This is a genomic window from Kribbella shirazensis, assembly GCF_011761605.1.
Taxonomy (GTDB): Bacteria; Actinomycetota; Actinomycetes; order Propionibacteriales; family Kribbellaceae; genus Kribbella; species Kribbella shirazensis.
The window spans coordinates 993,665-1,007,112 of record NZ_JAASRO010000001.1 but is presented as its reverse complement, the minus strand read 5'-3'; the positions used below and the strand labels follow the sequence as shown (position 1 = coordinate 1,007,112).

General features: G+C 70.1%; 13 protein-coding genes. 6 read left to right on the top strand and 7 right to left on the bottom strand.

What is annotated here, in order from left to right:
• Nucleotides 1–158 precede the first annotated feature (158 nt).
• The gene (locus BJY22_RS04920; RefSeq protein ID WP_167203967.1) at nt 159–1,370 is read right to left on the bottom strand and encodes an arginine deiminase; all 1,212 of its coding nucleotides are present in this window, start codon (nt 1,368–1,370) and stop codon (nt 159–161) included.
• Between the two features lie 119 nt (nt 1,371–1,489).
• Complete coding sequence (locus BJY22_RS04915; RefSeq protein ID WP_167203966.1) at nt 1,490–2,080, bottom strand: dihydrofolate reductase family protein; 591 nt, start codon at nt 2,078–2,080, stop codon at nt 1,490–1,492.
• A 189-nt stretch (nt 2,081–2,269) separates the two neighbouring features.
• Here BJY22_RS04915 and BJY22_RS04910 point away from each other — a divergent pair, with 189 nt between their 5' ends.
• The gene (locus BJY22_RS04910; RefSeq protein ID WP_167203965.1) at nt 2,270–3,061 is read left to right on the top strand and encodes a glycosyltransferase; all 792 of its coding nucleotides are present in this window, start codon (nt 2,270–2,272) and stop codon (nt 3,059–3,061) included.
• Nucleotides 3,058–4,617 (top strand): MptA/MptB family glycosyltransferase, encoded by a 1,560-nt coding sequence (locus BJY22_RS04905; RefSeq protein ID WP_167203964.1) that lies wholly within the window; start codon nt 3,058–3,060, stop codon nt 4,615–4,617. The genes BJY22_RS04910 and BJY22_RS04905 overlap by 4 nt, the downstream gene beginning before the upstream one ends.
• Here the strand turns inward: BJY22_RS04905 and larC are convergent.
• Entirely contained in the window at nt 4,614–5,894 is a 1,281-nt protein-coding gene (gene larC, locus BJY22_RS04900) for a nickel pincer cofactor biosynthesis protein LarC (RefSeq protein ID WP_167203963.1), read from the bottom strand. The genes BJY22_RS04905 and larC overlap by 4 nt on opposite strands.
• Complete coding sequence (gene larB / locus BJY22_RS04895) at nt 5,894–6,610, bottom strand: nickel pincer cofactor biosynthesis protein LarB (protein ID WP_167203962.1); 717 nt, start codon at nt 6,608–6,610, stop codon at nt 5,894–5,896. The genes larC and larB overlap by 1 nt, the downstream gene beginning before the upstream one ends.
• A gap of 113 nt (nt 6,611–6,723) precedes the next feature.
• Between larB and BJY22_RS04890 the strand changes: the two genes are divergently transcribed.
• Nucleotides 6,724–7,206 carry a DUF4446 family protein gene (locus BJY22_RS04890; protein WP_167203961.1) on the top strand — a complete coding sequence of 161 codons (483 nt, stop codon included), beginning with the start codon at nt 6,724–6,726 and terminating at the stop codon, nt 7,204–7,206.
• A 113-nt stretch (nt 7,207–7,319) separates the two neighbouring features.
• Here BJY22_RS04890 and BJY22_RS04885 read toward each other — a convergent pair whose 3' ends face one another.
• Complete coding sequence (locus BJY22_RS04885; protein WP_167203960.1) at nt 7,320–7,889, bottom strand: TIGR03086 family metal-binding protein; 570 nt, start codon at nt 7,887–7,889, stop codon at nt 7,320–7,322.
• Between the two features lie 64 nt (nt 7,890–7,953).
• Here BJY22_RS04885 and BJY22_RS04880 point away from each other — a divergent pair, with 64 nt between their 5' ends.
• The gene (locus tag BJY22_RS04880; protein ID WP_337758197.1) at nt 7,954–8,697 is read left to right on the top strand and encodes a helix-turn-helix domain-containing protein; all 744 of its coding nucleotides are present in this window, start codon (nt 7,954–7,956) and stop codon (nt 8,695–8,697) included.
• An 85-nt stretch (nt 8,698–8,782) separates the two neighbouring features.
• On the opposite strand, the gene BJY22_RS04875 is transcribed toward BJY22_RS04880, so the two are convergent.
• The gene (locus BJY22_RS04875; protein ID WP_167203959.1) at nt 8,783–10,375 is read right to left on the bottom strand and encodes a bifunctional phosphatase PAP2/diacylglycerol kinase family protein; all 1,593 of its coding nucleotides are present in this window, start codon (nt 10,373–10,375) and stop codon (nt 8,783–8,785) included.
• A gap of 94 nt (nt 10,376–10,469) precedes the next feature.
• Between BJY22_RS04875 and serS the strand changes: the two genes are divergently transcribed.
• Both serS and BJY22_RS04865 read left to right on the top strand, forming a co-directional pair.
• A complete protein-coding gene (gene serS / locus BJY22_RS04870; protein WP_167203958.1) occupies nt 10,470–11,744 on the top strand; it encodes a serine--tRNA ligase in 1,275 nt (424 codons plus the stop codon).
• Entirely contained in the window at nt 11,741–12,547 is an 807-nt protein-coding gene (locus BJY22_RS04865; RefSeq protein ID WP_167203957.1) for an HAD family hydrolase, read from the top strand. The genes serS and BJY22_RS04865 overlap by 4 nt, the downstream gene beginning before the upstream one ends.
• A 139-nt stretch (nt 12,548–12,686) precedes the next feature.
• On the opposite strand, the gene BJY22_RS04860 is transcribed toward BJY22_RS04865, so the two are convergent.
• A complete protein-coding gene (locus BJY22_RS04860; RefSeq protein ID WP_238350289.1) occupies nt 12,687–13,241 on the bottom strand; it encodes a WhiB family transcriptional regulator in 555 nt (184 codons plus the stop codon).
• Between the last annotated feature and the right edge of the window lie 207 nt (nt 13,242–13,448).

Below are 13,448 nucleotides of genomic sequence, written 5' to 3'. Positions count from 1 at the left end.
TCAGACTGGTCTAGGCCATGATCGTTCAAACCGGCCCAGCAACGTGGACGGCCCAAGTCCTGCTGACGGGGGAGCAACAGGGCCTGGGCCTAGCCATGAAGAGTACTCAGACCGGCGGCCCTGCACAACCCCCGATTTCACTCCGCGTGTCGTTGGGCTTACTTAGGTCCTGGCGCACGAAGGACCGGGCAGGACATGCATCGCGGCCCGCCGCGGCCGGAGCCCAGTTCGGAGCCGGAGATCCGGATGACCTCGATCCCGGACTCCTCGAGTCGCGCGTTCGTCTCGACCGTCCGCTCGTAGGCGATGCACACCCGCGGAGCCAGCGCGAGCGTGTTGTTCCCGTCGTCCCACTGCTCCCGCTCGGCGGTCACCGGATCCAGGCCGGTGTCGATGCGCCGGAGTGTGTCGATGCCGAGCGCCTTCGCCGCCGCGACCAGGAACGGCTCGGGCTCCGCGACGTGCAGCCGGTCCCCGTCGGTGGTGACCGCCAGCGCGCGCATCTCCTCGGCCATGTTCGGATACATCAGCACCGCGTCGGTGTCGACCATGGTGCACACGGTGTCGAGATGCATCGTCGCCCGCTGTTGTGCGATCGGTACGGCGAGAACGGTGTGCGCGAGCCCCTTCGCGAAGACCCGCCGCGCCAGCCGCTCCACACCGGCCGGCGTGGTCCGCTCCCCGACCCCGACCGCGAGGACGCCGGGACCGAGCGCGAGCACGTCCCCGCCCTCGACGTGCTCCAACTGGTGGTCGTACACCTTGTCGGCGCCGACGAACCGCGGGTGGAAGGTGTAGATCAGCTCGGTCAGCTGCGTCTCGCGGACCCGGGCCGGCATCGCCAGCGAGGTGACCGCGACCGAGTCCCGGATCCAGACGCTCGAGTCGCGGGTGAACAGCAGGTTCGGCAAGGGGTCGATCAGGAAGTCCTCGTGCGCCAGCAGCGAGGTCACCAGTCCACCGGCGCGTACTTCGTCGTTCCGGACGCCGGCCATCAGCGCCTCCGCCAGCGCCGCGGGATCCAGCTCGCCGAGCGACCTGCGCAGGTGATCGCGCAGGGTGTCGCCCAGTCGCAGGTCCTCGGTGGCGCCCGTGACCGCCTGCGCCCGGGCCTCGGGATCGTTGAGCGACTCCGTCAGCAGCTCGCCGAGGTACAGCACCTCGACGTCGCGATCCCGGAGGGCCTGGGCGAACGCGTCGTGCTCGTCCTGGGCGCGGCCGACCCACGGGATGCCGTCGAACAGCAGCTTGTCGTTGTTGCGGGGTGTGAGCCGGCGGAGCTCGTTGCCCGGCCGGTGCAGCATCACCGTCCGCAGCGGGCCGACCTCGCTGTCGACGCCGTACGCCTTGACTCCGCCCGTCTCGGTCATCCGCTCGCCCCTTAGGAATCCAACGCCGCGTCCGGTCCTGTCCACCACGCTACGGCAGCCGCCTCAGCAGCCCTCGATCTGTCTGATTGTCCGACAATCCGCGACAGATGGCCAATCGGTCAGGAGCGGACCCGGTCGTAGAGCAGGCACAGTCCGTCGGACTCGGTCCGGCGGCAGTCGGCCAGCTTCCAGGACGAGGCCGGCATTCCGTCCTCGAACAGCCGCTCGCCACCGCCGACCAGTTCCGGATCGAGCATCAGGCTCAGCCGGTCGATCTCGTCGGCGGCCAGCAGGGCGCGGATCACGCTGACGCTGGCCAGCACGATGATGTCGCCGCCGTCCTCGGTCCGCAGTTGCCTGACGACCTCGGCGGGTGCGGCGTCGGCGATCCGCGAGTTCTGCCAGGACGCCTCGGTCAGCGTGGTGGAGAAGACCACCTTCTCGGTCTCGTTCATCCACCGTGCGGTCAGCCGGTCCTGCGGCGCAGCGCTCTCGTCCTCGGCCACCGGCGGCCAGTAGCCTCCGAAGCCTTCGTAGTTCTTCCGCCCGAGCAGGATCGTGGTCGCGGGTTGCGTCACCCGGACCATGTGCTCACGGGCACCCTCGGTGATCGCGTGCGGCACGATCCAGCTCATGTCGTACTCGCCGCCTGGCCCGTTCACCCGTCCGTCGAGCGAGAGCGAGATGTTGGCGGTCACTGTGCGGGTCATGGTGGGTCCCTCTTCCGGTTCGTGTTTCCCTGACACCTGAATCCTGCTGCCGCGGCCGCCGCCGAACATCTGCCACCTGGCCGATATCCCCCGGCGCCTGGCCGACCCGTCGTACGAAAGAACGAGATATCCACAGACGGTGGCTGCCGACGAGGTCGATCGGCTGCGGAGGAACTAGGCTGCGGTGCTGTGTCCGGTCTTGATCAGTCCTCCGAACCTTTCGAGCGTGCCGTCGCCTGCGTGATCCCGGCGAAGGACGAGGCCGACCGGATCGCGGCGACGGTCGACGCGGTGCACAAGATCATCGGCGTCGACCTGGTCGTGGTCGTCGACGACGGTTCCACGGACGGTACGCCGGAAGCGGCCGAGCGGGCCGGTGCGGTCGTCGTACGGCACGAGCACAACCGGGGCAAGGCCGCGGCGATGGAGACCGGGGCGGCCGCGGTCGCGGAGCGCGACGGCGCCCGCGCGCGGCACCTGCTGTTCCTGGACGCCGACCTGACCGACACCGCGGCCGGGGCCGGGCCGCTGATCGAGCCGGTGCAGACCGGCCGTGCGGACATGACCATCGGGACACTGCCGGCACAGGTGCGCGCCGACGGGTCGAAGGCGGGCGGTCACGGGTTCGTGGTCCGGCTGGCGCGGGCCGGGATCCAGGACGCGACCGGCTGGGCGCCGGAGCAGCCGTTGTCGGGGCAGCGGTGTCTCACCCGGGCCGCGTTCGACTCCGCCGTACCGCTGGCCGCCGGGTTCGGGGTCGAGACGGCGCTGACGATCGACCTCGGGCGGAAGGGTTTCCGGATCCTGGAGGTGCCGATCGACGTCCGGCACCGCGCGACCGGGACGGACCTGTGGGGGCAGTTGCACCGCGCGAAGCAGTACCTGCACGTCCGGCGTGCGCTCGTCGCCCGCAGTGCGCTGCCCGCGGACGGTGGTGGACCGTCCCTGCGCAGCCTGTTCCCGCGGAAGACTGCTCCATGAGTACTGATCTTCAGCCGGATCTTCAGCTCGGGCAGAAGTACGGTCGCAGGGCTGTCGCTCTCTACCTCGCGTGTACGGCGCTGATCGTCGCGGTCGGGCTCCTCGGTCCGTCGGTGGTCGTGCTGACGTTGACCAACCGGCACGCCTGGCTCCCGTCGTACTGGTTCGACACCAAGCCGAACGACTGGCTCGTGTCGGTGATGACCTACGTCGCGATCCTGCTCGGCGGGTACGGCGTTTACCTTGCCCTCAAGGCGTTGAAGCACGGCTGGGCGCCGCGGATCGACCGATTGATTGCCCTGGGCATCGGTACGACGGCGGCCGTCACGCTGGTCCCGCCGATGGCGTCCGGGGACGTCCTGATCTACGCGGCGTACGGACGGATCATGGCGCTCGGCGGCGATCCGTACACGGCGTCGCCGGCGGACACGATCCGGCTCGGGTACGACCCGGTGATCGCGGCGACCGAGCGGCCGTGGCAGGGCGCCCGCAGCGTGTACGGACCGATCGCGACCTGGGTGCAGTGGCTGTCGTCGGTGATCGGCGGCGACTCCGCGCAGCTGACGGTCTGGATGTTGCAGTTGTCGGTCGCGATCAGCCTGGTGGTCACCGGCCTGCTGCTGATGAAGCTGGTCGGCAAGAACCTGCCCGCTCGGCGCCGGGTGATCATGCTCAGCATCGCGAACCCGCTGCTCCTGTGGGCGGTGTTGGCCGGCGCGCACAACGACGCGATCGCGGTGATGTTCGCAGTGATCGCGCTGGTGCTGTTCCGGCGGCACGTGTTCCTGGCCGGTCTGCTGATCGGTGTCGCGGGCTGTACGAAGTTGTCGATCGGTCTCGTCGGCGTGGCGATGCTGTGGGCGCTGCGTGCCGACCGTCGTAAGTGCCTCTACTTCTGCGGCGGCGGTGCCCTCGCGATGGGCGGGCTGTACGCGATCGTGGGGCTGCAGGCGTTCCAGCAGGCGCGGTCGCAGACGTCGTTCATCTCCACCGGTACGCCGCACAAGGTGCTGCTGAGCTTCTTCACGCTGTTCCTGCCGAACGGGCTGGTCCGGACCGTCCTGGCGATCCTCGCGTGGGTCGGGCTGATCGTGGTCGCGATCCTGCTGACGCAGGTGTTCCCGAAGTCGCTGGTGCCGCAGACGCATCCTGACGACCCGACGCCGGCCGCGATCCGGTACACCGCGATCTATGCGATCGCCTGGCTGTTGACCGCGATGTACTCGCTGCCCTGGTACGACGTGATCGCCTGGGCCGCCCTCGCAGCCGTCGCCGCGTCGAAGGTGGACGGCCTGATGGTCGTCCGTACGACGATGCTCGCGATCGCGTACGTCCCCGGCCGCGACCCGCACGCGCGGCAGGTCGCGGCGAGCCTGTCGGACTCACTGGAGTTCTTCAGCGCCCGGCTCCGCGACACCATCTGCCCCGCGATCGAGCTCGCCGTGCTCATCGGCCTGATCGTCTGGGCGCGCCGCAACGGTGCCCAGTGGTGGCCGTACGACTGGCCCCGCCGCAAGCAGAAGCCGCTACCGGAGCAGGCGGCCGAGGCGCACTAGGTCCACAGGTCGTGGCCTGCCGCGACCGCCTTGGCCAGGACGGTTTTGACCGGCTTCTTCAGGACGTTCGCGGCGGCGGCCACGTCGTCGTACTCCGGCTGGACGTTGACCACCTGACCGCCGTACCGCGCGATCTTGACGTGGATGAGCTGGCCGTCGACCTCGACCGTGGTGAACTCCCGGTCCGCGGCGTGCTTGCGGATCCCGAACTCGCGCAACCCGATCGCCGAGGTCTCGGCCAGGATCACCGCCCGGACCATCTCCGCGTTCGCGCTGCCGACCAGGACCGACAGGGTGTGGGCGGGCCGGCCCTTCTTCATCAGGATCGGGGTCAGCCAGGCGTCCGCGGCGCCGGCCTCCATCAGCCGCGCCAGCACCTGCGGCCAGATCCGCGGGTCGAGGTCGTCGACGTTGGTCTCGTAGACGAGCTCGGTGGCCGAACCGTCGGTCGACTCGCCGATCACGAGCCGGACGATGTTCGGCACCTCGACCGGGTCACGGCCGCCGGCGCCGACGCCGGTCTGCTCGATCCGCATCGGCGGCAGCGGGCCGAACTCGTCCGCCAGCGTCGCCAGCAGCGCCGCCCCGGTCGGGGTCGTCATCTCGTACGGCGCCACGCCGCCGGTGACCGGCGCCTCGGCCTCGGTCACCAGGTGCAGCACCGCCGGCCCGGGAATCGGGATGCCGCCGTGCTGACCGCGAACCTGACCGCCGCCGCCCAGCGTGATCGTCGAGACCACGATCTTGTCGAGGTCGAGCGAGACCGAAGCCGCCGCCACCCCGACGATGTCCGCGATCGCGTCCAGCGCACCGACCTCGTGGAAGTGCACGGTGTCCGGCTCGACGCCGTGCGCCGACGCCTCGGCCCGCGCCAGCCGCGCGAACGTGTCGAGCGCCCGCTCCCGGACGGCGTCGTCGAGTGGCGCCTGCTCGAGCAGCCGCCGGACCTCGGCCCAGGCCCGCGTCGGGGCCGAGTGACCATGCCCATGGCCTGCAGCGTCGTCATGACCGTGCCCGTGGCCGTGGCCCGCGGCTTCGGGGTGGTCGAGGGCGGCGTCCGGGACGTTCTCGGGGTGCGGGGTGCCGTCGACCTTGACGGTGGCCTTGGTGGCGGCGATCTGGTGACGTGCCGTCTGGGCGACCGTGACCGACAAGGACGGGTCGACCGCGGCCACCGCGGCGTTGACGTAGCTGAGGTCCGCCCCGGCCGAGAGGAAGGCGCCGAGAAGCATGTCGCCGGAGGCGCCGGCGGAGCAATCGATCCAGGCTATGCGCATCAGGCGTCCTTGGTTTCGCGAGGAGCGGACTGCCGGGCTACGCGAGCAGCGAACACACCGGCCCCGAACCCGTTGTCGATGTTCACGACCGTCACGCCGGGCGCGCACGAGTTCAGCATCCCGAGCAGCGCCGCGAGCCCGCCGAACGAAGCGCCGTACCCGACGGACGTCGGCACGGCCACCAGCGGTACGCCGACCAATCCACCGACGACGCTCGGCAGCGCCCCCTCCATCCCCGCGACCACGATCAGGCAGTCCGCGTGCGTGAGCCGCTCGCGGACCCCGAGGATCCGGTGCAGCCCCGCCACGCCGACGTCCGTGATCACGTCCACTCCGGCCCCGAACACCCGAGCCGTCGTCGCCGCCTCGGCCGCGACCGGCGCGTCCGACGTGCCGGCGGCCACGACCGCGACGGTGCCGCGCGGCGCGGGCGGCTCACCGAGTACCGCCGTACGGCCGACCGGGTCGACCACGGCCTCCGGCAGGGCGGCGGTCACCGCCTCCTGTGCCTCGTCGGTCAACCGGGTCGCCAGGACGGCGTGCCCGGGGTGCGTGGCGTGCAGGGTCCGCAGCAGTTCCACGACCTGAGATGGTGTCTTGCCCGCGCCGTAGACGACCTCGGCGTCGCCGGTACGTTCCAGCCGGTCGGTGTCGAGGCGCGCGTATCCAAGGTCGTGAACGCCCGGTTGAGGGCCCTGATCAGGCAAATGTCTCACGCCGCGAATCTACGTTGCCTCGGCGCGAGGTGCCGCATCCGTCCCGCCGCACGCACGCTGTGCGATCGCCTGAACACTCAGGCATAACATCGGATGCTTTAGGCTCTAGTTCTGTGTCTTCGACGTTAGCCGGTGCCTTCGGGGTCACCGCCCTTTTCGTGGCGGTGCTAGCCCTGGTGTTCGCGATCCAGGCCCTCCGGGCGCGGACGGTCTCGTCGGACCACACCACGCCCTCAACCGTCCCCGAGCCGGAACCACCCACCCAGCCGGAAGCCAGGCCCGGCACCGTGAAGTCGGAACTCCGCAGACTCGGCAAGGAACTCGACGTCACCCGCGGCGAACTGAAGGAAACCCTCCAGCACCTCGCCGTCGTCCGCTACGACGCCTTCGGCGAAACCGGCGGAAAACTGTCCTGGTCGATGGCCATCCTGGACAACAACGGCGACGGCGTCGTCCTGACCTCCATCAACAGCCGCGCCGACGCCCGCACCTACGCCAAGGAAATCAAGTCCTTCACCAGCGAGTCCAAGCTCTCCCCCGAAGAGGAAGAGGCCCTGGACACCGTCCGCAAGGAAGCCGGCCCAACCGTCGACTGAGTGTGTGATCAGCCCACGCGCGCGTGTCCGCGCTACCGCGCGGGCGATTGCCCAATCCAATGTCCGCGGGCCAAGGAACGGGCCCCGCGTGCCGCGGCCCTGGTGTCAAGAGACTACGTCCAGGCGGGATCGCGGCCGGTCAGGCCGAGGATGCGGTCCAGGCTGGGTGCATCGGCCGGCACCGCGACCTCCGGTCCATACATGCCCATCTCCCGACCCTGCTCCACGCCGGCGAACACCGTGTCGTCCAGATGCGCCAGCAGGTCGGCGGGCAGTTCCAGCCGCTGCCCAGTCGCGACCGCCAGGTCCCAGCTGTGCACGGCCAGTTCTCCGACGATCATGTTGCCCATGACGGGCGCGGGCAGCGGCTGCGGCGTGCCCATGCTCGTCTCGCCGTCCCAGGCACTCGGCGGCGCCCACGACGACGACATGTCGTCCAGCAGAGCGAGGAGGTGGCCGCGCCAGTCTCCGGCCGCCAGGTCCACATCGGACTCGGCGGCCGCCGGTTGCGGAACGGACTCCTTGCGTCCGGCGCCGGCGAGCGAGGGGCCCCAGAACAGCAGGTGGTTGACCAGGGCCCGCACGTCGTACTCCGTGCACGGAGTCTTGTTGGCGAGTTGGTCGTCAGTGATGGTGCGGGCGACTGCGGCCATGGCCTCGGCCGCGCTGGATATGTGGGACATGGCGGCAACGCTAGGCGGCGCGGGCCGGAGGGGTATTGAACAAAGGCGACATACACTCTGCCGTGTGGGGCGGGACGTTCGTGAGCTGCGGAGCGCGTGGACCAGGTACCAGCGCCACGCGTTCCACGACCCGTCGCCGGTGCTCGCGCCATGGGTGGAGCGGTACTGGGAGACCCGCTGGGACTACGCTGAGCCCTACCGGCAGAAGATCGTGCCGTACCCGAACGTGCACCTGTCGTTTCGCGGCGGCCGTGCGGACGTCAACGGCGTGTGCAGTGGCTACCAGTTCAAGGTCCTCAAGGGCCGCGACCACGTCTTCGGGGTCGCGTTCCGGCCTGGCTGCTTCCGCCCGTTCCTCGGTGCCTCCGTCTCGACGATCACCGACTGCGTCGTCCCGGCGGCCGAGGTGTTCGGCCCGGACCTGCCCACGACGCTCGACGTGCCGACCGTGGATGCGTTCCTGCTGAAACATTTGCCGGACGACGACCCCGGGGTGCGTCAGGCGGCGGCCGCGGTCGAGTTGATCGCCACGGACAAGGCCGTGACCAGGGTCGAACGCCTCGCCGGTGAGCTGGGGCTGAGCATGCGGGGGCTGCAACGGCTGTTCGCGGAGTACGTCGGCATCGGGCCCAAGTGGGTGATCCGCCGCTACCGCCTGCACGAGGTGACCGCGCGCATGGCCGCCGGCGGGGCGATCGACTGGGCCGCGCTGGCGGCGGACCTCGGCTACGCCGACCAGGGCCACTTCATCCGCGACTTCAAGAGCATGTTCGGCGAGCCACCGACCTGGTACGCGCAGCGCTATTAGTCGCCGTTCTCGGGCCCCGGCTTGGTGGTGTGGGGAATTCTGCTGGTCGTTTCGGGTGGGTAGGACTCCCCGGACCGCACTGCGGCTAGCGGCGTTTCGGCACCCGGGCTGTTAGGGCGCCGGGTTCGATTTCGGTGAAGAGGGAGCGGCCGGGGCCGATGGGGTCGCCGTCGAGTTGGCGTTGGACGTCGACGGCGGCGTGGATCTCGACCTTGCGGCCGGTGAAGCGTTCCAGGTACATGTCGGTGCGGTTGGTGCGGGTCATCAGGCGCCAGACGACGATCGGCCACTGGGTGACGCGGCGGGGGGCGATCACGACGACGTCGAGCAGGCCGTCGTCGGGGCGGGCGTCGGGGAGCAGCGGGATGTTCGCCTGCAGCATGCCGACGTTCCCGATCACCACCGTCCGGACCCGGCGCTCGATCGGTTCCGCGTCGTCGATGGTGAGCGTGACCCGCACCGACGGGTGGTTGATGTTCTTCGCCGCCGAGACCAGGTACGCCGTCCAGCCGATCTGCTTCTTCAGGTGCGGGGGGGCGTCCGAGATGATCGCGGCGTCGAGCCCCAGCCCGGCCATCACCGCGAACCGGTCGGTGTCCAGCTCGTCGCCGTGGACCCGGACCAGGTCGATCCGCCGGTCGCGGCCCTCGAGGATCCGTTCCAGCGCGTCGTCCAGGTCGAGTGGGATGTGCAGGTTGCGCGCCAGCAGGTTGCCGGTACCGGCCGGGATCACCCCGACCGGGATCCCGGTGTGGGCGAGCGCCGCGCACACCACCCGGACCGTACCGTCCCCGCCCGCCACCAGCACCAGGTCCGACTCGTACTCGATCGCCTGCTTGGCCATCGCGCTGCCGGCGTCGTCCACGCGGGTCTCCAGCCAGAGCGGATCGTCGTACCCGCGGACCGCGAGCGCCCGGGTCACCTTCCGCCGGAAGGCCACGCCGTCGCCGACCTTGATCGGGTTCACGATCACGGCCGCCCGCGGCGGGGCCGTCGTGCCGTCGGACTCGTCCGGCTTACGCCGCCGGCGCCGCCGCAGCCCCGGCCGGAGGCCGAACCCGATCGACGTCGCGGTCAGGATCGCCAGCCCGAGCGCCCAGCCCCCGAGGACGTCGGACAGGTAATGCACGTTCAGGGCGACCCGGTCGACCGACGTGAGCCAGACCACGGCGATCGTGGGGAGCGCGACCAACAGCCGGAAGCGCCGGCGCCAGCCGCGCACCGACGGCAGTACGACGCCCAGCGCACCGGCCATCACGAACGCCGCGGTGGCGTGACCGGAGACGTACGCCCAACTGTCGGCCGACGCCAGCATCTGGTCCGGCCGCGGCCGGTCGAAGATGTGCTTCGCCGCCTGGACCAGGCCGAGCTCGGCCCCGGCGGACACCACCAGCCAGACGGTCAGCAGCCGGGCCCGGCGGTGCCAGAGGTACACGGCCACAGCCACCATCACCCCGCGCAGCACCCAAGGCTGGGTCACCGCGCCGATCACCTGCCAGAAGTCGACCATCCCGGCGTGTGCGACGCCGTACGACGCGGCGCGGGCGGCGACCGACTGGTCCCAACGGCCCAGCGGCGGCCAGTGCCCGAAGACCAGCAGTGTGATCACGATGAACGGCAGCGCACCCAGCACGACCGTGAGCGCGCGGCCGACCGGACTGGGTGGGTGGTGGTTCATCTCCCGCTCAGTTCCCCCTCCGTGATCACGTGACCCCACCCCATCATCCCGAATAGACTTCGCCGGTTCTGACACGCCCCGATACCCTCGGGGTGTGATTGACGCGAAACTGCTCCGTGAGAACCCCGATGCCGTCCGCGCGGCCCTGACCAAGCGCGGTGAGAGTACGGACCTGGTCGACCAGATCCTGGTCGCCGACAGCGAGCGTCGATCGTCCATCTCCGCCTTCGAGGCGCTCCGGGCCGAGCAGAAGTCGCTCGGCAAGCAGGTCGCCCAGGCCAAGGGCGACGAGCGCACCGCGCTGCTGGACCGGACCAAGACGCTGGCCGCCGAGGTGAAGGCCAACGAGGCCGCCGCGAACGACGCCGGCCGCCGCTTCGACGAGCTCGCCGCGGCCCTGCCGAACCTGGTGTCCGACGAGGCCCCGGTCGGCGGCGAGGACGACTACGTCGTGGTCGAGGAGGTCGGCAAGCCGCGTGACTTCGCCGCCGAGGGCTTCGAGCCCCGCGACCACCTGGCGCTGGGCGAGCTGCTCGGCGCGATCGACATGGAGCGCGGCGCGAAGATCAGCGGATCCCGGTTCTACTTCCTCAAGGGCGTCGGGATGCTGCTCCAGCTCGGCATGCTGCAGCTGGCCGTCCAGCAGGCGGTGGAGAACGGCTTCACCCCGATGATCACGCCGACGCTGGTCAAGCCCGAGGTGATGGGCGGCACCGGCTACCTGTCGGCGCACGACGACGTGTACCGCCTCGAGGACCCCGAGCTGTACCTGACCGGTACGTCGGAGGTCGCGCTGGCCGGCTACCACATGGACGAGATCCTCGACCTGAGCAACGGCCCGATCCGGTACGCCGGGTGGTCGTCCTGCTACCGCAAGGAAGCCGGGTCGCACGGGAAGGACACCCGCGGGATCATCCGCGTCCACCAGTTCGACAAGGTCGAGATGTTCTCCTACTGCAGCCTGGAGGATGCGGACGCCGAGCACCTGCGGCTGCTGGCGTGGGAGAAGGAGATGCTCGACAAGATGGAGCTGAGCTACCGGGTGATCGACACCGCCACGGGTGACCTCGGCGTCTCGGCGTACCGGAAGTTCGACTGCGAGGCGTGGGTGCCGACGCAGGGCCGGTACCGCGAGGTGACCTCGACGTCGAACTGCACGGACTTCCAGGCGCGCCGGCTGAACATCCGGCACCGGGACGCCGACGGCAAGACGCAGCCGGTCGCCACGCTGAACGGCACGCTGGCCACCACCCGCTGGATCGTGGCGATCCTCGAGACGCACCAGCTGGCCGACGGCTCGGTCCGGGTCCCGACCGCGTTGCAGCCGTACGTCGGCGGACGCGAGGTCCTCGAACCGGTCGCCAAATGACGGCAGACCCACAGTTCCAGGGACCGCCGACGGCCGTTGCCCTGGACATCGATGGGACGTTGATCGATCACGACGAGGGGATGTCCGACGCGGTCCTCGACGCGGTGCGCCGTACCGCTGCGCGGGTGCCCGTGTTCCTGGCCACCGGCCGCGCCTGGTCGACCACGAAGCCGGTGGCCGAACGGCTCGGGCTGCCGGCCGGCGGGTTCGTTGTCTGCAGCAACGGTGCGCGTACGCTGCGCTACCCCGACGGCGAGGTGCTCGACGAGCGGACCTTCGATCCCTCGACAGTGATCGAATCCGTGCGCAGGTACGCGCCGAACGCCCGGATGGCGGTCGAGGAGTCCGACGGCACCTACCTGGTCACCGCGCCGTTCCCGGACGGCGATCTCGGCCGGGACGCGCAGATCCGCGTGGTCGGCGACGACGAGCTCGCGCCGCAACCCGTGACCCGGTTGATCATCCGGGACCCGGAGCAGTCCGAGAGCGACTTCGTCCACCTGGCGGAACGCCTCGGCCTGCACGGGGTCAGCTACTTCGTCGGCTGGACTGCCTGGCTCGACATCGCGCCGGAGGGTGTGGACAAGTCGACAGGCCTGAAGGTCGCGCTGGCACAGCACGGGCTCGACCCGGCCGGGCTGCTGGCGATCGGTGACGGACGCAACGACATCGAGATGCTGACCTACGCCGGTCTCGGGATCGCGATGGGCTCGGCGCCCGACGAGGTCAAGGCCGCCGCCGACGACGTCACCAAGTCGGTCCAGGACGACGGCGTCGCCGCAGTGCTCAACCGCTGGTTCTAGGTCCTTTCGGCCAGTTCCGAAAGGACTTGCAGGCGCGGTTGCCGCAGGCAAGCGAAGGCCCGGAATCCCCGTCACGACGGGGATTCCGGGCCTTCGGGCGTTCAGACTCCGATAGTCCGCTGGCGGGCCGAGTATCGGATCAGGCGACCCTGGTGCTGCCGGCGCGGCGCGGCTGGTGCTGCTGGTCGACGACCGTGTCGAACGCGTCCAGCACGGCGCCGACCTCCGGGCGCGGCCGCGGCGTCTTGGCTGCCGGGCTCTGACCGCGGCGGGCCCGCCGCAGGTGCCGCTTCACCGTGGACAGCGAGCATCCCAGGCGCATCGCCAGGGACTCCAGGCTGTCGTTCGGGTACTGCGTGCGCAGTCGCAGGACCTCTTCGTGGCTGACCGGCCGGCGGGTTCCCCGTGCGCCGGCGAGCTGGTCGAAGTCGTCCGCCTGCACCTCGACGTCGAGCAGGTTACGGATCGAACGGCGTTGTGCGGCAGTGGTTCCGGCGACGAATCCGCTGACGTCGTGCTCGGCCACCGCGCTGTACAGGCAGTCGGTGAACAGCGGGCACGAGGCGCACAGCGCCTTGGCCTCACGAACGAGCTGCTCGTACCGCTCCCTGGTACGACGGGTTGCTGACGCGGGCGGCGGCTCTTCCATCAAGCGGTGCTGGAAGATGTCCGACCGGGCGATGCAGCCTGTCATTGCCCCCTCCGTGGTGGAACATGTGTCGACAGCCGCTCGAGAGCTTCTGCCCCCCGGCCCTACTAGATTGGCGCTGTTGACGGTCATCAAGGCTCCCCAAGTATCAAGACCCGAATGAACGAACGGTGAACGACGTTCGTTCGCACGGTTCCACTAGCCGGTGGACCCGCACTTTGTTGCCGGCCCACCGTGTCGTCCCGGGCGCGG